Below are 24,172 nucleotides of genomic sequence, written 5' to 3' on the forward strand. Positions count from 1 at the left end.
GCGAATGCAGAAGGTCGGCCGAACGCCGGCTCTCCGCTGTCCCGCTACTTGATCCTGTCCTGACACGGCCACCGCTATCCGTCCGTATCCCAGACGTCCGCTAACGGACTCGAGCCGGAGGAGTTCCTCGAGCGCGACCGGGAACCGGAACTACCGCGGGCGCTGCTCGAGTTCCGCCCCGAACCGCCTCGCGAGCGACCGCCCGAACTCGAGCCCTCACTTACCGCCGCCTGCGGCTCGAACGCCGGCAGCTCCGGGCGCTCCATCCGATCGACCTGCGCCGCGAACCAGTCGGGCATATCCGAACGGGCGCGGTCGAAGACGTCGAGCAGGCTCGAGTCCGCGAGGTAGGTCGCGCCGTAGTCGTCGGGCGCGCGGACGACCCGGCCGCAGGCCTGGATGATCGTCCGCAGGGCAGTCCGATAGTACCACGCCCACTGGCCCTCCTCGAGGCGGTGGGCGACCCTCGAGTCGCCGGTGTTGAGAAACGGCGCCTTACAGAGCACCTGCCAGCGACAGAGCTCGCCCTTGAGGTCCAGCGCCTCCTCCATCTTCACCGAGAGGAAGACGTCGGGGTCGTCGCTCGCCTTCCACTCCTCTAAGGCGGCGTCGCGACTGTCCCGGTCGTGGACGCGGATTCGATCGCCGACACCGAAGTCCCGTAGGAGGTCGGCCAGCCGCTCCTGGATGTCGTAGGAGTGGGCGTGAACCAGCCCCTTCTCGTCGGGATGTTCCTGCATGACCTGGACGATCGTGCGGGCGAGCTTCGGCGTCGTCTCCGAGCGGTGTTCGTAGGTCATCTTCCCCTGCGTGACGTCGTACAGCGGGCGGTGTTCGACGGGGAACGTGTGCTCGACGTCGACCAGGGCGACATCGGCGGGGTCGAGTCCGACCTGCCGACAGAACGCCGCCTTGTTCAGGATGGTCGCCGACAGCAGTGCGAACTTGTTCCCGCGGTCCCAGACCGTGTGGCGCAGGTAGCGCTCGGGATCCATCGGCTTGATCGTCAGCGGGCCGCCGAGCTTCTCGCCGTCCCCCTCTGAACCACCACCGTCGCCCTCGTTTTCGCTGGAGCGCAGGTCAGATTGGTCGACTAACCACGTCGTCGCGCTCTGTGGATCCCGGTAGTCCGAGACGAACCAGTCGAGCTCGCCGATCAGCTCCTGGAGGCGGTCGCGCTGGCGGACCTCGCGGGGCGTGAGCGACTCCTGGGACAGTAGCTCGTCCTTCCGGCGGGTACAGATCTGGGCGACGTTCTCGGCGTACCGGACCGCTCGATCCAGACCGTCGACCTCCGGAACACGGAGCTCGTCCCAGAACGGCACCGTCCGCGGCCCGAGCTGGATCGTCGCGTACATTTCGGCCCACTCCGCCAGTCCGTGGGCCTCGTCGATCACGACGACGTCACGCGTGCGAAACACCTCGCTGCCGGCGGTCTGCATGAAGTAGGCCAGCGTCATCGCCGCGATAGACCGGTTCGAGGCGATCGCTCGGTCGGAGAAGTACGGACACCGGTGTTTGACCGAGCAGTCGTACCCTCGTTCGCGGACGCAGGGGGCCTGGTTGACAGGCGTCTCGCGCTCGTCGGGGAGGATGCAGGTGTAGTTCGATTTCCCACGGATGACGTTCAGATCGGCGAGCAGGTCGTCGGCCGCGACGTCGTCGAGCTGGGAGACCTGCGGGGTCGTGTAGTAGGCGCCCGCGGCCTCGCTGGGCTCGGCCTCCTCGACGGTTCGGGCGCAGCCGGCGACCGCGCGGGCGAGCAGGGACTTCCCGCTGCCCGTCGGCGCGCGCACCAACACGACGTCGTTGCCGGCCGCGAACGCGTCGCGAACGTCGCGGAGGGCCTGCTCCTGGGCCCCGCGGTAGCTCGGCGCGGGGAAGGCGTCGAAGATCCGCTCGGGGTTCACCGTTCGATCCACGGGGCGGTCGCGTCCTAAAGGCTGCGAACCGTTACGCCGCGTGCAACTCCCGTCGTCCGTTTCGCTCCTCGCAACTCGAGAAATTATCACTTGTCGGGGCGTAGGCGGTCGATACGACCGGAGTAGCGGGTCGATTACGAATACGGTTCCCACCCTTGGCTGCGAGTACGGAAGGGTCGCTCAGCGGTAGAGCACCGCGGTGCCGTCAGGCCCGCGGCGGCCATCGTGCCTCGTGGCGTTCAAATCCCACCCCTTCCGCTCGCGGCGCCGGGTCGAACTCGATCGCGACCGTGCTTTCGGTGGTGTGTCACACGCTCGCTCTCTCGTCCCTCCTTCCGGCGCCGCCTCAAACCGACTCGAGTCGCGACGTCTCCCCGTCGACCTGTTCCAGCCGAGCGACGTCCGCGTCCGTCGGCTCGTCCGGCAGGGCGGCGATACAGGGGTAACACAGCAGGTGGTCCGAGCCGTTCTCGAACTCCAGGGTCATCGCGGAGCCCTGGCTACCGTCGTCCTCGCCGAACGTCCAGAGGTTGGCGATACCGCCGGCGACCGTTACTGTTCGGCCGCAGCCGTCGCAGGTGTCCCGCGCCATGCGCGAGTATCCGTCTCGAGCCGTGAAAGTCGTTCCCCCGCGCCACAGCGGTTATCACCGGAGCCGCGGTACCGACGGCCATGGAGGTGAACTGTCGCGGCTGTGCGGGTTGCTGTCTCGACTGGCGGCCGCTGCTCGAGGCCGACGAGGAGCCGGAGAGACGCCAGCATGCCCGACCCACACTACGCGACGGCGATGCCGAGCGCGAGCAGCCGTTCTCCGAGCGCGTGCCGCTGGGCGGCAGTTACAACTTCGTCGCGCTGACCCGCGACGAGGTCCGGAGCTTCCTCGAGCGAGGGTCGGCCGCGGCACTGACACCGCGGTTCTGGACGGTCGAGGACGAGGGCGAGGGCGTCGAAGTCGGCGACCGATACGTGGCCGCCGTCGCTGGCCGTCCGGTCTTCTTCGTCGGCCTGCGAAAACCGCCGAAACCCGTCGCCCCCTTCCGCCGCGAGGAGGCGACGTGGCTGCCGACCTGCGTCTTCCTCGACCCGACGACGCTGCAGTGTCGGATCCACGGAAGCGACCGCTTCCCCGACGAGTGCGGAACCTATCCCGAGCAGACCATCGCGCTGGGCGCCGAAACCGAATGCGAGCGCGTCGAGGATCGGTTCGGCGGGGAACGTCTGCTCGAGCGCGACCACGACGACCCCGACGGGCTGCTGTTCGGTCCGCAGGCGCTGGGCGCGAAGCTGTTCTGTCACCCCCGCCCCGACGAACTCGAGGGGATGCTCGACCGACTCGAGCGAGGCGAGCCCTCGTCGGCCGATCGGGCCAAGTGTATCGCCGTCGCCGCGGCCTCGAGTCCCGGTACTGTCGCCGTCTCGGAGCCCCACTACGAGCAAGCGCTCGAGCGACTCGAGGCCGACGAAACGAACGGGGACGACGGGTGGATCGGTCCCGCGATCGAGGACTGGTACCGACGTCGGGATCGAACTCGAGCCGGCGGAACGGATCCGGATCCCGAGCTCGCGAGGACGATCGAGGACCGACGCGACGCACCCGATACGCCAGGCTGGGACTGACTCGAGGATAGAGCCGCTGCAACGCGACTCGTTAAGGACCGATCCTCCGTACTCATCGTATGAACGTACTCGTGACGGGTGCGACCGGCTTCGTCGGCAGTCGCCTCGTCGCCGCGCTGCGTGCGATGACGGATCACGATGTGACGGTGCTCGTTCGGGACGCCGACGACTACGAGCCGCCCGACGACGGGATCACCGTCGCGGAGGGCGACGTCCTCGAGGAGGGCAGCTTCGAGGACGCGCTCGAGGGGATCGACGTCGCGTACTACCTAATTCACACGATGGGCAGCGGCGAGGAGGACCTGATCGCACAGGACCGACGCGCCGCGCGAAACTTCGAGCGGGCGGCGACCGACGCCGACGTCGGGCGGATCGTCTACCTCAGCGGACTCGGCAACGAGGACGAGCAGCTGTCGGAACACCTGGCCTCGCGACGGCTCGCCGAATCCGAGCTGCAGGCCGGTAGCGCCGAGGTAACGGTGCTCCGGGCAGCGATCATCATCGGCGGCGAGAGCGCGAGCTTTCAGATCGTCCGCCAGCTCTCGAAGCGACTTCCCGTAATGGTGACCCCGAGATGGGTCCACGTCGACTGCCAGCCGATCGCTATCGACGACGTGATCGCGTACCTGCTCGCGGTCCTCGAGCGGCCCGAGACCGCGGGCGAAACCTACGAGATCGGGGGACCGGACGTGCTCACCTACGGCGAAATGCTCCGGACGACCGCGAGGATCATGCGAGGGTGGGAGCCGGTTATCGTCCCGGTTCCGGTGCTGACGCCGACACTGTCGGCGTACTGGGTCGACCTCGTCACCGACGTCGACTCGCAGGTCGCCCACCGGTTGATCGAGGGGATGGTCAACCCGGTGGTCGTCGAGGACGACCGCCTACGGGAGCTCGTCGGCGTCGATCCGACGCCGTTCGAGGACGCCGTCCGCAGCGCACTCGCCGAGGAAGTGACTCTCGACGGAGACACCCTCGAGAGCGGGCTGCCCGACGAGGGACGCCCGCTCGAGGAATGACTCGGACTCCGGAGTACGGCGAGACGTGGGTCTACGAGAGCATCGTCGGCGCGCTGCCGGGGTTCGACCTCTCGGATCGCCTCGCGATCGGGATCCAGTTCGCGGTCTTCGAGGCGGCGCTGCTCGTGGTTGCAGCCACCTACGGGCTATGGGGGGCGGTCGTTCCGGGAACCGTCGCCGTCCTCGTCGCGGCGGTCGGCAGCTGGCTCATGCTCCGGTACAGCCGCTCGGTTCGTGCGCTTCGGTCGCCGGAGGGGTATCGACGCGTGCTGTTCGGCTCGAACATCGAGGTCGTCCTCGGGGTGATGGCGTTCGTCCTGCTGGTCACGTACCTGTTCGTCACCGATCCCCGGACTAGCGACGTCCCCTTGTTAACAGAGATCCTCGGCCCCGAGCCGCCGGCGCTGGCGGTCGCCCTCTTACTGCTGATCCTCTGGGACGTCGTCTACCGGATCGGCACCTGCTGGTGGGCGACCGTCGCCGGGCTCTGGCGGTCGATCGTCTACGAGTTCGAACCGAAAACGACCCGGGAGTACGCCCGGACCGACGGGCTCAACGTGGCGTTCGCGGGCGTCCAACTGCTGTTCGTTCCGTTCGTGCTCGATCATCCGGTCCTGGTTGGCGCGCTCGTGGGCCACGTGATCGCCGTTATCGCGGTGGCGACGCTGTCGGTACTGTTACAGCGACGATCCCAGAAAGAGTCCGGAGGGACGACCCCCTAATCCGACTTCATCTCCTCGAACTGGCTCAGCAACTCTTCGGCCGACTCGCCGGCGTCGTACTCGACCGTGCCGTGGTAGATCGTCCGCTCGTCGTCGAAATCCGCATCCACCCGCGAGGCCTGGGCCTCGCGCCGCTCGTGTTCGTCTTCGTCATAGGCACCCATTGACATGGTAAGTATACACATTGTAGGGAGCTGATGCTTATCAATGTAACGGTGACCCACACCTCCGTCGTCCCGTCAGCGAACAGTATATACCCACCCGGACACAATCTGTGGGCGTGGCACGGCCGCTTCGCTTTCGTTACTCGCCCGCCAACTGGAGCGAGCAACGAGTCCGACAGGAGATACTGGGGCCGCTGCGCTCGAACATCGGTGCTCGAGCAGCGACCCCTCGATTCGACATCGGCGCAGACTGGGAGACACACCGCTTCGAGATGCAAAACGGCGACCTCGCGCTCTTTGCCCGCAACGGCGAGGAAGCCTACTGGATGGGCAACACCGAGACTCCCTCCTCGCTGTGGAAGACCGACAAGTTCGGCTGGGAGGAGGTTCCCTACCACGTCGCCCGCTGGAACCAGCGGGAGCTGCTCGCGACGCTCCACGAGACCGACCCCTGGCTCGCGGACTACCCCTACCTCTCGTGGTTTTTCCTGCCCGTCTTCATGTCCAAGGACGGCCGGAACTCCACGCGAGCTTTCTTCCGCGAGCACGCCGCGGGCTTTCCCGACACTGGTCGCCGCGAAGCGACCCGCTACTTCGAGGACTTCCTCGAGAGCGGCGTCCTCGACGACTACCGCTCGATTATGGCCGGGAAGCTCGGCACCAGCAACCACGTCGACCGCGTCCGAATGAGCGCCGCGATGGGCGAGTTCATCGCCGCGAAGATCCTCACCGACGCGGGCTACGAGGTCACCCCGGAGATCGAGGTGACGACCGGTCACTCGCTCGATTACCGGGCCGAGGACGAGGAGACGAACCGTCTCGTCGAGGTAACCCGACCCCAGCCGCCGGCCAACCGGGCCGCGGCCGGCCCCGTCGCCGCAGTCCGCGACACCGCCGAGACCAAGACCGACGGCCAGCTCGCCGAACACGGCGGGGGCGCCGTGTTGTTCGTCGACTGCTCGAGCTTCCGGGACGACGCCTGGGCCGCAGTTCGAGGCGAACAGCCGGACCTGCGACACCGCCCCGCAGTCGTCTACCGCGCCCGCCCGAACGGCCACGTCGAGGGCTACCGGAAGGGGTCGGTCCCGCTCGAGTTCGGCGACACGATCGAGTTTTTCGATCCCTCGTGAAGCAGATCGTTGATCGTGGGAGCTGTAGCTGAAGATCGGAGAGGACAAGAGACCGCGCCAGCGGTGTCCGATCCGTTCTCGAGCCGCCGCTTCGTGTCGGAGCAGCTGTAGCGGACCTGGTGCAGCAGGAGTCGCTGGCCGTCTACGCCGACGGATTTCGGTCGTATGAGCCACGAGATGATGGCGACAAGTTCGGCCGACAATACGTTGTCCCCAGCGACGGTGAAGGCACTGCTGAAGACGTCATCTCGACATCTGCGAGAGCCACGATCCGCTGGTGTGACCGTAGCTCTCGCCCCATCGAGGTATCTCAAAAGACAAACTTGCACTCTGTTTTTAGACTGTTAACCGATACACCCTCCTATTAGCCGACATCATTAACTCGTCCCGTCCGTTGACTTTCCGCATGGAGAAAGTGACCATCGATAACGTGCGAAACGAGGTCAACCCGATGCAAGTTCACGATGTGCGCCGACCGGTCTCGGACGCACTCGGAACCGACCACTTCGCGATGAACTACTTCGAACTTGCGCCGGGCGATTCCTTCTCCGGGGGCCTTCACACGCATCACGATCAGGAAGAAGTCTTCTACATCGAGGAGGGAACGGCGGTGTTCGAGGTCGGCAAGGAGCGCGAACAGGTAACCGTCGAGGAAGGGGAAGTCATCAGATTCGAACCCGGAGAGTTCCAGATGGGCTACGCGAAAAAGGAGAACGGAAACGAGGTTATCGGCTGGGCGATGGGCGCACCCGGCTCGACCCACGACTGGGAGGAGCTCGAATCGGTGGTGTCATGCCCGGAGTGTGAGGGGGAAGTTCCACACGCGACGAGGATTAATTCGGAGGGCCGATTCGAGTTCACCTGCACCGAGTGTGGCAACGAGTTTGCGATGTGAGCAGAGGTGTTCCGCGACGCGGTCGAGACCGAAGTGTACTGTCGTAAAAGGTGAACGTATTTGCAGTACGAACCACTGGAGCCAGCCCCCATCCGTCGATCTTCGTTATCACTCGGCACCTATGAGCAAGGATTTCCGTGAATTACTATAGTTGGGCTGGCAGCGGAGACTTTCCACGCCCTCCCTGGCCGAGTCGTACGCTACGGGTCGCCGACCGCTCACGTACTCGTCCCTTCCACGGTGCGATCGATCGCTTCTCACCGTCGTTCGAACTGACCGACAGCGCGCTCCATCGCACCGTGGATCGGCCGGTCCGTAGCGAAGCATGGTGCAACGAAATCGGATCGATCAGTCACGGCTCGGCAAGCCCCGGGAACAGCGCCTCCGCGATGACGATCGTCAGGTAGGCCTCGACGAACGCCGCGAGCGCGAGCAACAGCCAGCCGAAGACGACGAGCAGCGTCGTCCGGGAGACGTACGCTTTCGTGAACAGCGATTCGCGCGAGCCGAGGAGTCGCTGGCCGGCCCGATGGAGGAACCGGAAGCCGACGCCCGCGGCGATGAACAGCGCCGGAAGCTCGAAGATGCCGTGGGGGGCGAGCAGGGCGACGATCGGACCGAACCCGACCTCGAGCCCGGTGACGACCGCGATGTTGCCGACGATGATCCCATTAAACACCATGATGATCGTCGTCACCAGCCCGAGCGTGAGCGCGCCGAAGATCGCCGCCAAAAAGGGCGGCGTGTTCTGGACGAGGAAGAAGGTCGCTGAGAGCTCGATCCCGCCGCCCTCGGCGGGGTCGCCGTCGACGAACTCCTCGTCCCCGAACTCCTCGCTCAGAAGCTCGAGGAACAGCTCCGTGAGGTCGATTCCCGCGGCGACGAGTGCAGCCCCGAGGACGACCCCGCCGCCGAACAGCGCTGTCGCGAACCAGACGTAGAGGCGGTGTTCGGCCCAGCCCTCCGCGAGCGACGCGGCCACGCCGGAGCCCTCGGTCAGCGCGAGCGCGCCGAGTGCGGCGAACGCGAGTGCGAGCACGGCAGCGCCCGCCGCGGCCGTGGTGAGGTCGTGGACCGCGGCCGTCGCCCCTGCCGTCACGAGCGAGACCAGCGCCAGCGCGAACGCGAGGGTCGCCCAGCCGCGGTTCGGATCCGATCCCGGGCCCGGCTCCGTCCCGCTTCGGTCGGGATCCGGCGGCTGACTCGATGGAGTCTCTCGACCCTCAGAATCAAGCGGTTCGCGTCGCTCGCTCGCCGACTCGTCGGCCCGCGCCGACCGATCCGCCTCGGTCTGCTCGAGCGATCCCTCGTCGGCCCGTCGGTCGTTCATACCTTCTCTTGGGTCAAACGGCGGATAAATCCGCCGGCAGGACTATCGCTTGAGCAGTCGCCGGCACTGGCGCCATAGCTGTCGGCGACCGCGAGCGTCGCGGGCGATCCGTCCGTAGTTCGCCGCCGACTGGGCGATCCAGAGCAGTTTGTACGCTCGGAGTCGGCGCGCCGCGTCCGACTCGAGTCGAGCCTCGTTCGCGTACCCGGACCGCAACGTCGTCCGAAGCCGAGCACGCTCCTGCCAATCGAGTTCCCGCGCGTGGACGTCGACGAACCGGGCCTCGGCGCGGGCCAGCGCGTACTCGGCACGGGTGACGTGGGCGTTTCCCCAGTCGAGGACGCCCGTGATCGAGCCGGACGCGTCGATCACCAGGTTCGAAGGCTGGTAGTCGCCGTGGGTGAGCACCGGACGGGGGTTCGGATCGCCGGCCGGCGGTATCGGGAGCGCCTCGAGCGCGGGTCCGAAATCCACTGCATGCCAGCCCCCGGGCTCGCACAGCCGAAGCGTCGATCCTTCGCGGGCGACCCCGCCGACGCGGTCGAACGCGAGTGAGTCCGTCGCGTGGAGCCGACCGAGCAGCTCGCCGGCCTCCCGAACGAGCCGTTCGCGGACGTCGGGCTCGAGGACCGAGTACGTAGAACCGGGGTTCCGACCCGACAGGAACTCGTAGAGGGCCCACCGTTGGGGTCCATCGTCGGACGAATTGGCGAGCGAGCCCGATGCGAGCACCTCGGGAACCGGGAGCTCGGTCGCTGCGCCGACGAGGTCGACGACCAGTGGCTCGGTCACGTCACCAGTCCAGACGCTGGCGCCGCCGCGCTTGCAGACCGCCGTTTCGGGATCGTCCGCCAGCTCGAGGACGAGCGTGTCGGCGACCGAGCCCGGATCGGGGCGGCGGATCGATCGCAGTTCGGTCTCGAGGGCGGCCTCGACGATCCGTGCGACCGTCTCGGAGTTCATCCGTTCGCGGGCTACGTTCGGCGGGTTCGTAGCCCTTCCGTCCCGCCCGGCCGTCGGCGACTTCGGCGCCGAGAACGAAAGCGGGTTTACCCGCGGTGCTGTGGCAACGAGTATGATCGTCAGCGGATCCAGCTCCCAGGCCGTCGCCGCGGCCCTCGCCCGCGAACTCGAGGAACCGCTCGCCGCCGTCGAGTACGACCGCTTCCCCGACGGCGAACTGCTCGCGGCCGCCCCCGACGTCGCCGACCGCGACGTCGAGCGGGCGATCGTCGTCGCCTCGACGACCTCGAGCGACGCCCACCTCGAGGTGCTCCAGCTTCAGGACGCCGTCCGGGAAGCCGGCGCCGACGAGGTCGTGACCGTGTTGCCGTACATGGGCTACGGTCGCCAGGACAAGGCCTTCGAGGCGGGCCACCCCATCTCGGCGCGAGCCGTCGCACGGGCCGTCTCGACCGGAACGGACCGCGTGCTCACCGTCAACCCCCACGAGGAATCGATCTGCGACTTTTTCGAGCCCTCGGCAACCGCCATCGACGCCGCCGACCGGCTGGCCAACCCCCTCCCGGCCGATCTCGAGGATCCCGTCTTCCTCTCGCCCGACGCGGGTGCAGTGGAACTCGCCGAAACGGTTCGGGACGCCTACGGCGCGGGGGCGACGGACTACTTCGAGAAGACCCGCCTCTCGGGGACCGAGGTCGAGATCTCGCCCAGCGACGTCGCCGTCGCCGATCGGGACGTGGTCGTCACCGACGACATCATCGCGACGGGGTCGACGATGAGCGAGGCCGTCGGCGTCCTCGGTGAGCGGGGAGTCGGCCGGGTGTTCGTCACCTGCGTCCACCCGCTGCTCGCTCGCGACGCCGTTACGAAGCTCTCCCGGGCCGGTGTCGAGGCGATCTACGGCACCGACACGATCGAGCGCCAGTACAGCGCGGTCTCGGTCGCGCCGTCGATCGCCGACGAACTGTAACGGCAGAACGGAGCACGGTTTCGGTATTCAGCCTCTCGAGTGGGAATTGCGTTCCGTATAGTTGGAACAGTGATCGCTTGCTCCGGCCGAGAGACGTTGCGGTGGCGCGCACTGGACGACGGCGAGCGACGAGCGAGCCGTGGTCCGACACTGTGCGAGGGATGAGCGAGAGAACGAAGTGACCGAGCGAATCGGCTGGGGAGCGTGTGGCGATCCCCTGTGTTCGTGCGGGCAGATCCTGCTCTCGGGGAGAGTACGGTGAGAGCACGGCGAGAGCCCCTGACCATTTTCAGACCCACCCAGCGGTGGTTTGTCGGAACTGCAGACCCGAGGCCGGCCGATCCACACATACCACTCCGTAACGGACCTCACGGATCAGGCCCGGAGCCGTCCGAAAGATCGGTGATTCTCGCCGAACGGAACTAGTCCGAGGCCTCCGCCGCCGCAACCGGCTCGAGCGCGATCTCCATCGCGACCCCGTCGACGTCCCACTCCTTGCGGTGACCGTCCTCGACGGTCCGCAGCTCGTCGGCTCGGACCTCCTCGCGGATCAGGTCCTCGCGGTTCTCGACCAGCGAGGCCACACGGTCGTCGTCGATCCCGACCTCGAGGGTGATCCGCTCCTCGACGTCCAGGTCGAGGTCCTTGCGCATCTCCTGGACCCGGCGGATGACCTCGCGGGCGTACCCCTCGCTCTCGATGTCGTCGGTGAGCGAGGCGTCGACGTAGGCGACCCCGCGGTCGTCGCCGTCGAGCGAGAAGGCGGTGCCGGCGATGTCGTCTGGGGTCTCGGTGACGAAGGAGACCATCGACTCCTCGATCGACTCGCCCTCCTCGAGCACGTCGTCGACGGCCGCCTCGAGGGCCTCGAGATCCGGCTCGTCGATGCGGGCTTCGTTGAGCGCGTTCATCACCTGCCCGGCGCGGCCGCCGAAGGCCGGGCCGAGTTCGCTCATGTCCGCCTCGGCGCTGTACCGCAGCTCCTCCCAGCGGTTCTCGGCCGAGACGAGTTCGATCTCGCGGGCGTTGAGCCGATCCTCGAGCAGGTCGGTATGGCGTTCGACCGCTTCGGCGACCCGTTCGTCGTCGGCCGCGACGACGACCCGTGGGACGGGCCAGCGCAGTTTGCGGCCGGCCTGCTGGCGGGCGTTGGCGCCCGCTTCTTCGATCGCCCGCAGGGAGGCGACGTCGTCCTCGAGTTGGTCGTCGACCCAGTACTCCTCGACGTCGGGCCAGTCGCACATGTGGACGGTGTCGTGTTCGGCCCCGCCAGTGAGGGTGCCGTAGATCTCGTCGCTGACGAACGGCGCGTAGGGGGCGAGCAGGGCGACCGTCTCCCGCAGGACGCGATAGATCGTCGCGTAGGCCGCCTCCTTGGAGGCGCTGTCCTCCTCCTCCCACATCCGTTCGCGGACCGCCTGGACGTAGAATCGGGAGACGTCCTCGACGACGAACTCGAGCAGCGCATCGAGGGCCTTGTCCTGGCGGTAGCCCTCGAACGCCTCGGTCATCTCGGCTTTCGTCGACTGCAGCCGGGCGAGGACCCACTCGTCGATCAGCTCGAGGTCGGTATCAACCTCGTCTAGGGTCGTTTCCTGTGGATCGAAGTCGTCCAGCCGCATGTACGGCAGCGGGAACCGGAAGACGTTCCACAGCGTCCGGAGGGTGTCCTCCATCGTCTGCATGCCGTCCCAGGAGAAGCGCATGTCGTCGCCCTGTGGGTTGTTCGACAGCAGGAAGAGTCGCATGACGTCCCGGCCGTGGCGGTCGATCGCCTCGTGGGGGTCGATCAGGATGTCCTTGGACTTGCTCATCGCGCGGCCGTCTGGCATCAGCGCGTGGCCGTGCATCAGCACTTCCTGGTAGGGGCTTTCGCCAAGCGCCGCAGTTCCCATCCCGAGCTGGGACCAGAACCAGCCCCGGGTCTGGTCGTGAGCCTCGAGGATGAGGTCGGCGGGCCAGAGTTCGTCGAACCGGCTGTCGTCGGCAGGGTAGTTCAGCGTCCCCCACGACGCCACCGAGGAGTCGAGCCAGACGTCGAAGACGTCGGGAACGCGGGTGTACGTCTTGCCGTCCTCGGTGATCGTCAGCTCGTCGACGGTGTCCTTGTGGAGGTCGACACTGCCGTGCTCGATCTCCTGGTCGACGCGCTCGACGAGCTCCTCGCGATCGCTGATGACGATCATGTCCTCGTCGTCGTCTCGATCCTCGGGCGTCCAGACGGGGAGGGGGATGCCCCAGTAGCGCTGGCGGGAGACGTTCCAGTCGGGCGCCTCCTCGACGAAGTCACGGAACCGGTTGTCCCGTGCCCACTGCGGGTGCCACTCGCTGTCCTCGATGTTGTCGAGCAGCTCCTCCTTGACGTCGGTGATCGTGATGAACCACTGGTCGGTAACGATCTGGACGATGCCCGTATCGCAGCGCCAGCAGTGGCCGTAGCTGTGGTGGACCGTTCCCGAGGACAGCATCGCCCCGTTGTCCTCGAGGTCGGCGATGATCTCCTCGTCGGCCTCCTTGACGAACTGGCCCTCGTACGCGCCGGCCTGGTCGGTGTAGACGCCGTCGCCGGCGACGGGACAGAAGATCGGCAGGCCGAGTTCGCGACCGCGCTCGAAGTCCTCCTCACCGTGGCCGGGCGCGGAGTGGACCAGCCCGGTGCGGTCGGCCTCGACGTACTCGGCGTCGTAGATCTGGAGGGCGTCGTCGACGTCGACGTGGTCGGGCACCTCCTCGGCGAGGGGGTGTTCGTACTCCCAGCCGATCATCTCCTCGCCCGTAACCGTCTCGAGGACCTCGTAGTCGTCGTACCGGCCCTCCTTCAGCACGCCCTCGACGCACTCCTCGGCGACGTAGATGACCTCCTCCTCGCCGTCGCGCTCGGCGCGGACGCCCTGGTAGGTCAGGTCGGGATCGACCGCGACGAACGTGTTCGCCGGAATCGTCCACGGCGTCGTCGTCCAGACGACGACCGACCCCTCCCGATCCTCGAGGTCGAACTTGACGTAGACCGAGGGATCCTCGACGTCCTCGTACTCGACCTCGTTGTTCGCGATGGCGGTCTCACATCGCGGACACTGCGAGATCGAACGGTGGCCCTTCTCGACGAGACCGCGCTCTGCGGCCTTCGAGAAGCCCCACCAGGCGGCCTCCATGTACTCTGGTTCGACGGTCCGGTAGGGGTCGTCCCAGTCCATCCAGACGCCGAAGTCCTGGAAGTCGGACTGGAGCCCCTCGAGCTGTTCGTCGGCGTACTCCTTGCACTCCCGGATGAACTCGTCCTCGCCGAACTCCTCGATATCCTTCTTGTTCTCGAAACCGAGCCGTTCCTCGACCCGGGTCTCGATCGGCAGCCCGTGCATGTCGTAGCCCGGACGGTCGGTGACGTCGTACCCCTGCATCCGCAGGAAGCGGATGTAGACGTCCTTCAGGGACTTGTTCCAGGTCGTTCCCATGTGTGCCGACCCCGACGTGTACGGCGGGCCGTCGACGAAGAAGAAGGAGTCGCCGTCGGATCGGTGCTCGACCGTCTGTTCGTAGGCGTCGACGTCGTCCCAGTAGTCGAAGACCCGCTGCTCGAGCGCGTGGGGGTCGTACTGGTCGTCAACCTCGCCGAACCTGCTCATACCAGACGTAATTGCACGGGACGGTAAAGAGGAATCGATATTGCAGGTTCGGCTCGACGGCGATCAGGGGACCTCGCAGCCACCGCCGTACGACACGGAAGTAGGCTCTCAGGACGCCCGCTTGGTTCGTGTTGACTATCCGAACGTAGAACAAACACTATATGTTTGATCCCTGTTGTACCCCGTATGGCGATCAGCAGTCTGGTCGGGCTCACGTTCGTCTTCGCGTTTCTGACGGCGGCGTCGTACGTTGGCACTCGGTTGGCGATGCGGGACGTCACACCGCGAGGACCGAACCGCGAGTACGCGCCCGAGGAGCGACCGGATGAGGGGTGAGCGATCCGAAACCGACACTCGAGGACCGAGTGACGGGCGTTCTCTCGAGGCCCGCGATACAGTCGCAGTCCTGTTCGACCGGGAGGTACTGAAACTCCTCGCGGTCGTTGTCGCCGGCTGGTGGATGCTCGAGGCGGGAGGGGCGGGGACCGCGAGTTCGCCGGGGTTCCCGCACCTGCTGTACGAGGGGATCGGTGCGTTCACGACGCTCGTTGGCGCCGCCCTCCTCGTCGTCGGATCGCTCGCGTTGCTGGTCAAGCTGGTCTACGAGGCGACGAAACTGACAGAGTAGGTTAGCTCGAGCGAATCGACGCGAAGACTTTCTGGTAGCCGATGCCGTAGACGCCGGCGTAGAGCATGATCGCACCGATCGCGGCGAGCCAGAGAGCGACCATCGCCTCGCCGGAGCCGAAGTGCTGGAGGCTCGCGTACTCCGCAGCGAGCCCGCCGGCTGTCAGGACGGCCGCGGCGAGGACGTAGAGTAACAGTGCAAGCGATTCGGCGATGAGTTCGGAACCCATTGTCGTCCGAGAGTCCCCCGGTGAAGGTAAACCTGTCCCTCGCTCTACCGCGATCCGACCGGCCTATACGCCTCGAGCCCCGAACGAGCCCGTGCCAGCTTCGAACGACGCGACCGACTCCGGCACCGCCCCCGAGCCGCCGTTTCCCGACTCGAGAAACGTCATCGAGCCCGACTGCCGGCGCTGTCCCGTCCTCGCCGAGAACCGCAACTGCATCTCGTGGGGAACTGGCCCGCTCGACGCCGGCGTACTCGTCGTCGGCGAGGCACCCGGATACGGAAACCCCGACGCCAACCGCTGGAAGGGGGGCAACTGGACGGGGAAGGCCTACACCTCCCGCCACTCCGGTCGACGGATCCGGCGGATGCTCGAGCGGGTCGGCCACGACGAGCGGTCGTACTACACGAACGCCGTGAAGTGTTTTCCCGCGAGCGAGGAGGATCCGACCAGCAACCGCGAGCCGACCGACGAGGAGCGAGCGAACTGCCGAGCCCACCTGGTGACGGAGGTCGAGACCCTCGAGCCCGACGTCGTTCTCGCGACGGGGAAACACGCGACGAAATCGGTGCTGGCGGCCGAGGAGCGGAGGCTCGACGGGTTCATCGATTCGGTCCTCGAGCCCGTCCGCTGTGAGACCCTCGACACCTGGCTCGTGCCGATTCTCCACCCGTCCTACCAGGACGTCTGGATCGTCCGCATGGGGTACGAACCCGAGGAGTACCTCGCCGAGATCGGCTCGACGCTCGACGAACTCGTCGGTGGCTCCGACGCCTGAGCTCTTCGCCAGCCCCGACGCCTAAGCCCTTCGCCACTCAACTCGAGGTATGGCGGTTCGACACCGACTGACGAGCGTCGAAACGGTTCTCGAGGACGGCTCCTGGCTGTTTACGGTTCGGGACAGTCGCGGCGACGAGGAGGAGGTGATCCTCGTCCCCTGCGACGACGACGATCGCGGCCCCGTCGAGGCGTGGGTCAACCGGTGTACCCACGAGGAACAGCGGCTCCACCGTGAGGGCGTCGGTGCCGTGATCCGCGACGGCGGGATCGTCTGTCCGAAACACGGCTCGGTGTTCGAGAGCTGCTCGGGCTACTGTGACAACGGCGAGGCCGCGAATACGACGCTGGTCGATGTCGGGATCGATGTCGAGGACGGAGAGGTGTACCTTACCGACGACGACGCCAGCTTCCTTCGGGAGGGCGGGACGAGCGACGACGACGGTGATGGGGGACCGAGTTCGACCTCTCACGTCCAGTTCTAGTCGGCGCCGATCAGCGCGACGGCGGTGTCGATTCGCCGACTGCGGGCAGCGCGAGCGAGAACGTCGCCCCCTCGCCGGGCGCCGAGTCCACCCAGATCTCGCCGCCGTGGCGTTCGGCGATCCGCTCACAGAGCGCGAGCCCGATCCCCGTTCCCTCGTACTGCTCGTGGCTGTGCAGGCGGTCGAAGACGGAGAACACGCGCTCGCTGTTCTCGGACTCGATCCCGATCCCCTCGTCGTGGACCGAGACGACCCACCGCTCTCCCCGTCGTCTCGCGTCGACGTGGATCCGCGGGGAATCGTCGCCGCTGTAGGTGATCGCGTTGTCCAGCAGGTTCTGAAACACCTGGCGCAGCTGGCTCGGATCGCCATCGACGCGGGGCAGCTCCCCGACCGTGATCTCGGCGTCGCTCTCTCGGATCGCGAGCTGGAGGTCCTCGCGAACATCGTCGAGCACCACGTTCAGATCCGTCGGCTCCAAGGGGTCTCCCTGGGCTTCGACCCGGGAGTACGCGAGCAGTCCCTCGATCATGTCACGCATTCGGTCGGCGCCGTCGACCGCGTACGCGAGAAACTCCTTGGCGTCCTCGTCGAGGTCGTCGCCGTAGCGGCGATCGAGGAGCTGCAGATAGCTCGTGATCATTCGCAGGGGTTCTTGCAGGTCGTGAGAGGCCGCGTAGGCGAACTGCTCGAGCCGCTCGTTCGACGCCTGGAGCGCCCGCTCGCGCTCCTCGTACTCGAGTTCGTAAGCGACCCACTGGGCCATCAGGTGGTGGAACGTTCGCTCCGCGTCCGAGAACGGACGGTCTCGCGACTCCGACGAGACGAAAAAGAACGTCCGATCGGGTCCGTTCTCGAGCTCGATCCGCGTTCCGAGATAGCTCTCGAAGCCGAGTTCCCGGTAGGCGAGGCTGTCCTCGAACCCAGCGCGCTCGGGGTCGGTAACCTCGGCCGTCCGCTCACCGTTGGCTGCCAGTCGGCAGTACGTCTCCGACAGCGGGGTCTGCGTGCCGGGATCGAGGCGTTCGTGGTCGCCGCTTGCGGCCTCGACCTCGAACGTGTCGGTCGACAGATCGATTCGGGCTACTCCCCCGAGCTCGAGATCGAACCGCTCGCAGCCGAGGTCGAACACCCGCTGGAGCTTCTCGTCGAACGGCTCGTCCGGATCCGCCGCGATCTCGTACAGTGCGCGCTCGTACTCCTCGCGCTGGAGCTGCTCGAGCTGACCTTCCACCCACTGTCCCATCAGTCGGGTGAACGCCTCCTCCTCGTCGGTAAACCCGTCCGCCCGTCGGTCCGACGAGACGAAAAAGAACGTGCGGTCGGCGCCGGCGTCGGTTTCGACATAGGTGCCAAGATACGACTGCAGCCCGAACTCCTCGTAGACGAGCGCGTCGCCGTACCCGTCCGACTCCGGATCATCGACACACTCCGATGGCTCGAGGCCGACGGTGCCGGCACAGAACGTCTCCGAGAGCGGGAGCTCGACGCCGGGCTCGAGATACTCGTGGTCGTCGCTGGTGTACTCGACTTCGAACCGGTCGCGCTCGGCATCGACGCGAGCCATCGCGCCGAGTTCGAGGTCGAACCACTCGCAGCCGAGGTCGAACAGTCGCTGGAGCTGCTCGCCGAACGACGCGTCGGGATCGGCCGTGATCTCGTTTTGGCGCTCGAGGAATCGACGGCGCTTCCGGAGTTCGGCCCTGGCTTCGGTGCGGTCGACCAGCGTCCCCATCATTCGATCGAGCTCGCGCTCCGGCTCGTCGGGGCCGAAAACCTCCGCGGGCGGCGTGTAGTAGAAGTTCTGACAGACCGTCCCGTCGTAGATCAGGTGGGGGTGGGTCTCGATGACCTCGCGAAGGACCGACGGCGGAAACCGCTCGCGGTCGTACTGACAGAGCGCGATCCCGTTGTCATCGAGCAGGAGACGGTTGAGTTTGCTCTCGTACTCGACGAGCGCCTCGACGGAGGCGTCGCGCAGTGCCCAGCTCATCTCGCTGACGATTCGGAACCCGTCGTACTCCTCGGTGGCGTTCGCGATGGCGTCCTCGAGGACGGCGATCGCGTCGTCGGGATCGAACGACCCGTTTCGGAGAAACGAGTCCGCTGCGGTGTGGACCGCGAGCGCACCCGAGTCCAGCGCGGCGTCGACGTCGACGCCCGCGTTCCGGAGTCCGTCGAGGACCGTCGTGGGCTCGGTTTCGTCCGCGACGTACACACACCGCTCCCCGCGCTCGAGGCCGCGTTCGACGAACGGGATCACCGTCGAGAGCTGTTCGGTGCTGGACTCGTGGACGAGCGCGAGGTGGTCGTACGAGTCGTGCTCGTCTGCCGGGTCGATCGGGCCCGAGAACTCCGAACCCGCTCGGAGCGCCTCGAGGCCGTCCTCGAGTCCCAGATCATCCGCGTGGTTAGGTGAGTGGATCATGATACGTACGACGGCGGTGTCTATCGGCGGTTCGACGGGCCTGCGCTGCGAGAGGGCGATCGAGATCCCGGAGGGGACACGTTTTCGGCGGTCGCGATCGGTGTCGGGAAGGAACAAACACAGGAGGATAAGATTCGGGGTTGAATACGCTCCGTGCCGAACGACGGGTCGTGACGCCGTCGGGACCTCGGCACGGAACGCACAGACAGTGATTCGGCGACCGGAACTCACGGCTGCGTCTCGACGGTGCCCGCGTATCCACAGGTAACCTTCTTACGGCGAGCCGACACACACTGGCGTATGGGTACGATCTTCACGCAGATCGTCGAGGGAGAGATCCCGGCACGCATCGTGTACGAGGACGAGACGACGGTCGCCTTCCTCGACGCCAACCCGCTGGCGCCGGGCCACACGCTGGTGATCCCGAAAGACGAGTACGAGCGACTGAACGACGTTCCCGACGACGTCGCGACGGAGCTCTACGCGACGATCCACCGACTGGTTCCCGCCGTCGAGGAAGCCGTCGACGCCGACGCCTCGACGGTCGCGTTCAACAACGGCGAGGAAGCCGGTCAGGAAGTTCCCCACGTCCACTGCCACATCGTTCCCCGGTTCGAGGGCGACGGTGGCGGTCCGATCCACGGCATCGCGGGCGAGGCGCCCGACCTCGCCGACGACGAACTCGACGACATCGCCGACGAGATCGAGTCCCGAAGCTGAGCCGGCCGTGACAGTTTTGATCCCCTCGCTCGAGGGTCGCGTATGGGTGTTCCCGACGTCGGCGCTCGGCTGCGAGCCAACCCCGTCGCAGCGACGATCGAACTCGCGAGCGTCTGCATCGCCGCGCTGTTGCTCGTCGGCACCGTCTCGCTGTTGCTGGGTGGGCTGCCGATCGTCGCCGAGTGGCCCTGGCTGCTGATTATCGGCGTCGGCGCCGCGTTCGTCCTTTTCTGGACGGTCCTCGTCCCGACATACGAGCGGACCCTACAGTAGGGGTCCCAGTAGTACGTCGCCGTAGGTGAGCGCGGCGACGAGTCCGAGAAACAGCGGGACGAGGAAGGGCATCCCCGGCGAGATCCAGATCCGATCCCGGGTCACCAGCGTCTCGAGCCCCGCCCGAAGCTCCGCTGGCGACGTTCCGTACGCCGTCCCCTCGATATCCTCGAGGAACGCCTCGGCGCCCCAGGGATCGTCGTACTCGCTCGATCGGTCGCCCCCGTCTCGGACCAGGTCCTCGAGAGCGGGACCCGCGTCGCCGACCGGTCCGTCGGCGACGGCGCCGTCGGTCGGCGGGTTCGGCTCGTCGGGAAGCGTCGCGGGATCCCGGAACCGATCGGGCTGTTCCCGAAGTCGTGCGAGCGTCAGGCCGCGCCACCGGAGGTACATCCGAAGGGCGTCGAGGTCGAGTCCGCCACCGCCGTCCTCGCTGGGCGCCGAGAGCAGTTTGCCGTGGGCCATCGGCACCCGCTCCCAGGGAACGGGTCGGCCGACGAAGGCGAGCCGTGTGAGGCGACCGGCGGCGACGTTTCGGACCGCCAGGGCGATCGGAATCGCAAGCGCGACGACGACGGCGTTGGTCAGGATGACGAACGAGAACGCTCCGACCGGCGACGCCGCGACGGGGATCGTCCAGGAACCGAGTACGTACTGCGGCGTCGTCGGGAACAGCAGGGCGAGTACCAGCAGCGCCTTCCCGTCCGCGCCACCGAAGGCACCGAACCACCAGCACAGGTACGCGAAGGGGACGACGAAGCCGAGGCTGATCGCCGCCGGGACGAGAAACTCGGACTGCCAGACGGCGGGACCGGCTGCCCGGGCCACGAGGGCGTCCCACAGCAGGAGGACGCCACCGAGCAGCGCGAGCGGAATCCAGAGCGAACTCGAGATCCGCCTGGTTCTGACGTCGCGAACGGCCGCCAAGCCGAAGACCGGAACGGCGAGGAGCCTGAGCAGATCCGGAACCGTCGCGACGTCGAGGGGTGTCACAACCGGGTACTCTCGAGTGCTACGGCGTTATCTTTTCGGCCCCAGTTTCAGTTGCTTCCTCGCGAACTCGAGCAGATAAGAAGAGGACAGAACCGATCGCTCCTACCGGACGGATCGACACGGGTCGCCACCGGACAGCGCTGCTGTGGAACTCATCCCCTCGTTTCGTTTGCAGCGGCGAGGTGCTCCCGTTCGTATTCAGCGGGGTCGAACACCGCGATCCGATCCCGCGGGAGTTCGACCGCCACTCGATCGCCTGCCGTCGGCGGATCGTCGGTGACCTCGGCGACGAGTTCGTCACCGGTTTCGGTTCGAACGGTCACGTCGTACCGGCGACCGACGTCCGTGACGGCCGCGACCTCACCCGGAATCGAAGGTGCCGTCCCATCGGCTCCGGCGTCTGTAGAGGGGGTGAGCGACAGATCCTCCGGACGGACGTGACACGTGACCGACGCTCCCACCGGCGGGGAGCGGGCGCTGCTTCGCAGCGTGATCTCCCGTCCGCCCAGCGTGACGGTCGGCGGCTCTCGAGCGACGACGGTCGCCGGGAGCGCGTTCGATCGGCCGAGAAAGGACGCCACGAACGGGGTCGGCGGCGATTCGTACAGCGTCCGGGGAGTCCCGTCGCCGGAGATCCGACCGTCGTCCATCACGATGAGTCGATCGGCGAGCGCCATCGCCTCCGCCTGATCGTGGGTGACGAACAGGGTCGTGACCCCGGTCTCGTCCTGAATGCGGGCGATCTCCTCGCGAAGCCGTTCGCGGAGCGCTCGATCGAGCGCCGACAGCGGCTCGTCGAGCAGCAGTACGTCCGGCTGCGGGGCCAGCGCACGAGCCAGTTCGACCCGGCGCTGTTGTCCCCCGCTCAGTTCGGCGGGGTACGCGTCCCGTTGATCGCGGAGGTCGACCAGCTCGAGGTACTCCGTCACCAGTTCCGCCCGTTCTTGAGCGTCGGTATCACGGGACGCGAGGCCGTAGGCGACGTTCTCGCGGACGGTCATGTGGGGGTATAACGTCGACTCCTGAAAGACGAGGCCGACGCGACGCGCTTCGGGCGGCTGGTCGGTGACGTCCCGGTCGCGAAGGCGGACTCGGCCTGCCGTCGGGCGAACGTGGCCGGCGATCGCCTGTACGATCGTCGTCTTCCCGCAGCCCGAGGGGCCGAGCAGCGCGACGAGTTCGCCCTCCTCGAGTCCGAACGAGACGTCGTCGACCGCGAGTTCGTCGCCGTACCGGTGGGTCAGCGCCTCGAGTTCGAGGATCATCGGTCGATCACCGTCGGCACGCGGCCGAACCGCTGGACCGCCGCGAGGACGACCAGGGTAATGGCGAGCAGCGCCAGCGCGAGCGGAACGATCGCGTCGATACCGCCGGCGATGAACTCCACCCAGATCCGCGTCGGCATCGTCCGCGGGTTGTACGCGACCATCATCGTCGCGCCGAACTCGCCGATCGCCCGCGCGAACGTCAGGACGATCCCCGCGACGATCGCGCCGCGAGCCAGCGGCAGCGAGACGTTCCAGAACGTCGAGAGCGGCCCATATCCGAGCGATCGGGAGGCCTGCTCGAGCCGTTCGTCGACCGCGCCGAACCCGGCTCGAGCGGTGATGATGACGAACGGTGCGGCGACGAACGTCTGTGCAAGGATCACGCCGAGCAGGCTGTCGGTGAGCGGGATGCCGACCGCCGCGGCGGCGGCGCCGATAGGGGTGAACCGGCCGACAGCGGTGAGCAGCATCGCGCCGCCGACGACTGGCGGGACGATGAGCGGCAAGATTACCAGCGCCTCGACGAGTCGCTTGCCGACGAACGACCTGCGGGCGAGCACGTAGGCGAGCGGAACCCCGAGAACGGTCGAAATCGCCGTCGAGATCGGGGCCGTGAGCAGCGAGTTGCGGATCGCCACCCGGGCCTCCGGCGTCGACAGCTCCCCGACGACGTCGACCGCCCCGGTCCGGGCCAGGAACGCGACGAACGGGATTGCGAAGTAGACGAGGACGAGCGCACCGAGCAGTGCGGGAACGAGCAGTTCCGGCAGCCGGCTCGAGCGCCGGGTCGGGAAGCGCCTGGCGAGGCTCATACGTTGATCGCCTCCGGGAGGTCGCCCTCGGGGCGCGGGAGGCTGTCGCCGACGGTCAGCCCTGCCTCGACGAGCAGGTCGGATTCGTCGGCGAGAAACTGAACGAGGTCGTGACCCGCATCGGGGTCGTCGGCCTCGTCGTTCACCGTGGCGTTGTACAACACTGGCCGCCCCTCCGCAGTGTACCCCTCCTCGTCGGTCGTGAACTCGACCGTCGCGTAGTGATCGGCCAGTTCGGGCTCCGCGAAGTTGTACGCGTCCGGAAACTCGAGAAAGGGCATGTCGTGATCGACGGCCATGTTGTGATAGACGACGGCGGCGGCTCGAGAGCCGCTCTCGACGCCGGCCATCATCTGGGGCTCCTCGGGTTCCTGGTAGACGAGTTCCAGCAGCTCGTCGCGGAGGCCCTCGATCTCGTACTCGTTTTCGGCCAGCCCGAACGCCTGGACGGCGCGATAGCCGAGCGGATCGAGATCGGGGTCGCCGATCGAGACGTCGCCCGCCTCGGTCGCGAGCATCAGTTCGTGCCAGGGCTCGCCATTCTCGAGGCCCCGTCCGAACGTCGTCTCCTCGTTGTAGCCGATGCCGACGCTGTTGGTCGCGAACTCGACGTCCCAGTCGGTGAACTCGCCGTACAGCCGATCTCGAAGGAGGGTCGAGTCGGCGCTGACGATGACGTCGGGGTGTTTGGTCCGATCCTCGACCATCCGCATCACCGCGTTCGCCCCGTAGTACTCGCCGTGTATCTCGACCCCGGTTTCGTCCTCGAACGCCGGCCCGACGTGGTCTTCGAAGGTGTGAGCGAGGCTGCCGGCCGCCAGGACATTCACCGACGTCCCGTCGCTTCCGAGACAGCCCGCCGCGGTCGTGCCGACGAGACCGCCCGTTGCGGCGAGAACCGAGCGGCGGCTCCGGAGACCGCTGCCGTTCCCCTCGTCTCGAATCATATTCCATACTCTATGTACAACCAGTATGAAATCACCCACAGTTTCTTACTGGCTAAGAAGAAACTGAAAGTGGTTACTGCTCTGCCGATGCTAGGACTCGAACAAGGAGAAGTGGCCACACCGATCCTCGAGCTCTAGGATCGCTGTTAGGAAGTGTTACCGTCGATTCCCGCTCGGCGCAACCGGACGGACTCGCGCTGCGAGCTTCGGAGCGGCTGCTGGGTCCCGGAGCGACCAGTGGGAGGAACGACCGATCGGTA

The 24,172-nt window shown here is 66.8% G+C and carries 24 protein-coding genes and 1 tRNA gene; 13 read left to right on the forward strand and 12 right to left on the reverse strand.

The genetic code is table 11. The features are described from left to right. Positions 1-74: 74 nt before the first annotated feature. Positions 75-1,910, reverse strand: a complete 1,836-nt coding sequence (locus C491_RS06580) for an ATP-dependent DNA helicase (RefSeq protein ID WP_005554709.1) — start codon at positions 1,908-1,910, stop codon at positions 75-77. A gap of 181 nt (positions 1,911-2,091) precedes the next feature. Here C491_RS06580 and C491_RS06585 point away from each other — a divergent pair. Beyond that, positions 2,092-2,180, forward strand: a tRNA-Gly gene (locus C491_RS06585). 88 nt (positions 2,181-2,268) lie between these two features. Here C491_RS06585 and C491_RS06590 read toward each other — a convergent pair. After that, complete coding sequence (locus tag C491_RS06590) at positions 2,269-2,514, reverse strand: DUF7561 family protein (protein ID WP_005554710.1); 246 nt, start codon at positions 2,512-2,514, stop codon at positions 2,269-2,271. An 80-nt stretch (positions 2,515-2,594) separates the two neighbouring features. Here C491_RS06590 and C491_RS06595 point away from each other — a divergent pair, with 80 nt between their 5' ends. From C491_RS06595 to C491_RS06605, 3 genes are read left to right on the forward strand one after another with little or no spacing between them, the layout of a single operon-like run. Next, complete coding sequence (locus tag C491_RS06595; protein WP_005554711.1) at positions 2,595-3,539, forward strand: YkgJ family cysteine cluster protein; 945 nt, start codon at positions 2,595-2,597, stop codon at positions 3,537-3,539. 59 nt (positions 3,540-3,598) lie between these two features. Beyond that, the gene (locus C491_RS06600; protein WP_005554712.1) at positions 3,599-4,558 is read left to right on the forward strand and encodes an NAD(P)H-binding protein; all 960 of its coding nucleotides are present in this window, start codon (positions 3,599-3,601) and stop codon (positions 4,556-4,558) included. Further along, positions 4,555-5,280 carry a DUF7530 family protein gene (locus C491_RS06605; protein WP_005554713.1) on the forward strand — a complete coding sequence of 242 codons (726 nt, stop codon included), beginning with the start codon at positions 4,555-4,557 and terminating at the stop codon, positions 5,278-5,280. The genes C491_RS06600 and C491_RS06605 overlap by 4 nt, the downstream gene beginning before the upstream one ends. Here the strand turns inward: C491_RS06605 and C491_RS22430 are convergent. Further along, positions 5,277-5,450: a DUF5786 family protein gene (locus C491_RS22430; protein WP_005554714.1), complete on the reverse strand. Its 174-nt coding sequence runs from the start codon at positions 5,448-5,450 to the stop codon at positions 5,277-5,279. The genes C491_RS06605 and C491_RS22430 overlap by 4 nt on opposite strands. 110 nt (positions 5,451-5,560) lie before the next feature. Between C491_RS22430 and C491_RS06610 the strand changes: the two genes are divergently transcribed. Continuing rightward, complete coding sequence (locus tag C491_RS06610; RefSeq protein ID WP_005554715.1) at positions 5,561-6,574, forward strand: DUF5784 family protein; 1,014 nt, start codon at positions 5,561-5,563, stop codon at positions 6,572-6,574. A 406-nt stretch (positions 6,575-6,980) separates the two neighbouring features. After that, positions 6,981-7,469, forward strand: a complete 489-nt coding sequence (locus tag C491_RS06615; RefSeq protein ID WP_005554717.1) for a cupin domain-containing protein — start codon at positions 6,981-6,983, stop codon at positions 7,467-7,469. Between the two features lie 352 nt (positions 7,470-7,821). Here the strand turns inward: C491_RS06615 and C491_RS06620 are convergent, their stop codons facing one another. Then, the gene (locus tag C491_RS06620) at positions 7,822-8,799 is read right to left on the reverse strand and encodes a stage II sporulation protein M (RefSeq protein ID WP_005554719.1); all 978 of its coding nucleotides are present in this window, start codon (positions 8,797-8,799) and stop codon (positions 7,822-7,824) included. A 42-nt stretch (positions 8,800-8,841) separates the two neighbouring features. Next, positions 8,842-9,762: a phosphotransferase family protein gene (locus C491_RS06625; protein WP_005554720.1), complete on the reverse strand. Its 921-nt coding sequence runs from the start codon at positions 9,760-9,762 to the stop codon at positions 8,842-8,844. Positions 9,763-9,874: 112 nt separating this feature from the next. On the opposite strand from C491_RS06625, the gene C491_RS06630 reads away from it, so the two are divergent. Further along, complete coding sequence (locus tag C491_RS06630) at positions 9,875-10,732, forward strand: ribose-phosphate diphosphokinase (RefSeq protein ID WP_005554722.1); 858 nt, start codon at positions 9,875-9,877, stop codon at positions 10,730-10,732. Positions 10,733-11,154: 422 nt separating this feature from the next. Here C491_RS06630 and ileS read toward each other — a convergent pair whose 3' ends face one another. Further along, complete coding sequence (gene ileS / locus C491_RS06635; RefSeq protein WP_005554723.1) at positions 11,155-14,355, reverse strand: isoleucine--tRNA ligase; 3,201 nt, start codon at positions 14,353-14,355, stop codon at positions 11,155-11,157. A 186-nt stretch (positions 14,356-14,541) separates the two neighbouring features. On the opposite strand from ileS, the gene C491_RS22905 reads away from it, so the two are divergent. Together C491_RS22905 and C491_RS06640 are read left to right on the forward strand one after the other, a co-directional pair. Continuing rightward, positions 14,542-14,691 carry a hypothetical protein gene (locus tag C491_RS22905; RefSeq protein WP_160167143.1) on the forward strand — a complete coding sequence of 50 codons (150 nt, stop codon included), beginning with the start codon at positions 14,542-14,544 and terminating at the stop codon, positions 14,689-14,691. Then, positions 14,681-14,983, forward strand: a complete 303-nt coding sequence (locus C491_RS06640) for a hypothetical protein (RefSeq protein ID WP_005554724.1) — start codon at positions 14,681-14,683, stop codon at positions 14,981-14,983. The genes C491_RS22905 and C491_RS06640 overlap by 11 nt, the downstream gene beginning before the upstream one ends. 1 nt (position 14,984) lies before the next feature. On the opposite strand, the gene C491_RS06645 is transcribed toward C491_RS06640, so the two are convergent. Beyond that, positions 14,985-15,212, reverse strand: coding sequence for a hypothetical protein (locus tag C491_RS06645; protein ID WP_005554725.1), 228 nt, complete (start codon positions 15,210-15,212; stop codon positions 14,985-14,987). A gap of 91 nt (positions 15,213-15,303) precedes the next feature. Here C491_RS06645 and C491_RS06650 point away from each other — a divergent pair, with 91 nt between their 5' ends. Continuing rightward, a complete protein-coding gene (locus C491_RS06650) occupies positions 15,304-15,987 on the forward strand; it encodes a uracil-DNA glycosylase (RefSeq protein WP_005554726.1) in 684 nt (227 codons plus the stop codon). 49 nt (positions 15,988-16,036) lie between these two features. Then, positions 16,037-16,471, forward strand: coding sequence for a Rieske (2Fe-2S) protein (locus C491_RS06655; RefSeq protein ID WP_005554727.1), 435 nt, complete (start codon positions 16,037-16,039; stop codon positions 16,469-16,471). A 10-nt stretch (positions 16,472-16,481) separates the two neighbouring features. Here C491_RS06655 and C491_RS06660 read toward each other — a convergent pair whose 3' ends face one another. Beyond that, entirely contained in the window at positions 16,482-18,899 is a 2,418-nt protein-coding gene (locus C491_RS06660; RefSeq protein ID WP_152421285.1) for an MEDS domain-containing protein, read from the reverse strand. A 300-nt stretch (positions 18,900-19,199) separates the two neighbouring features. Between C491_RS06660 and C491_RS06665 the strand changes: the two genes are divergently transcribed. Then, entirely contained in the window at positions 19,200-19,619 is a 420-nt protein-coding gene (locus tag C491_RS06665) for an HIT family protein (RefSeq protein WP_005554729.1), read from the forward strand. 42 nt (positions 19,620-19,661) lie between these two features. After that, positions 19,662-19,892, forward strand: a complete 231-nt coding sequence (locus tag C491_RS06670; RefSeq protein ID WP_005554730.1) for a hypothetical protein — start codon at positions 19,662-19,664, stop codon at positions 19,890-19,892. Here C491_RS06670 and C491_RS06675 read toward each other — a convergent pair. The 4 genes from C491_RS06675 to C491_RS06690 form a co-directional block, all read right to left on the reverse strand. Beyond that, positions 19,884-20,885 carry an A24 family peptidase gene (locus tag C491_RS06675; RefSeq protein WP_005554731.1) on the reverse strand — a complete coding sequence of 334 codons (1,002 nt, stop codon included), beginning with the start codon at positions 20,883-20,885 and terminating at the stop codon, positions 19,884-19,886. The two genes, C491_RS06670 and C491_RS06675, sit on opposite strands and share 9 nt — an antisense overlap. A gap of 152 nt (positions 20,886-21,037) precedes the next feature. Further along, positions 21,038-22,150, reverse strand: a complete 1,113-nt coding sequence (locus tag C491_RS06680) for an ABC transporter ATP-binding protein (RefSeq protein WP_005554732.1) — start codon at positions 22,148-22,150, stop codon at positions 21,038-21,040. Then, positions 22,147-22,965, reverse strand: coding sequence for an ABC transporter permease (locus C491_RS06685; RefSeq protein ID WP_005554734.1), 819 nt, complete (start codon positions 22,963-22,965; stop codon positions 22,147-22,149). Before C491_RS06685 ends, C491_RS06680 begins: the two co-directional genes overlap by 4 nt. Further along, positions 22,962-23,912 (reverse strand): extracellular solute-binding protein, encoded by a 951-nt coding sequence (locus C491_RS06690; RefSeq protein ID WP_005554736.1) that lies wholly within the window; start codon positions 23,910-23,912, stop codon positions 22,962-22,964. Before C491_RS06690 ends, C491_RS06685 begins: the two co-directional genes overlap by 4 nt. Positions 23,913-24,172 lie beyond the last annotated feature (260 nt).

The organism is Natronococcus amylolyticus DSM 10524, from assembly GCF_000337675.1.
GTDB lineage: Archaea > Halobacteriota > Halobacteria > Halobacteriales > Natrialbaceae > Natronococcus > Natronococcus amylolyticus.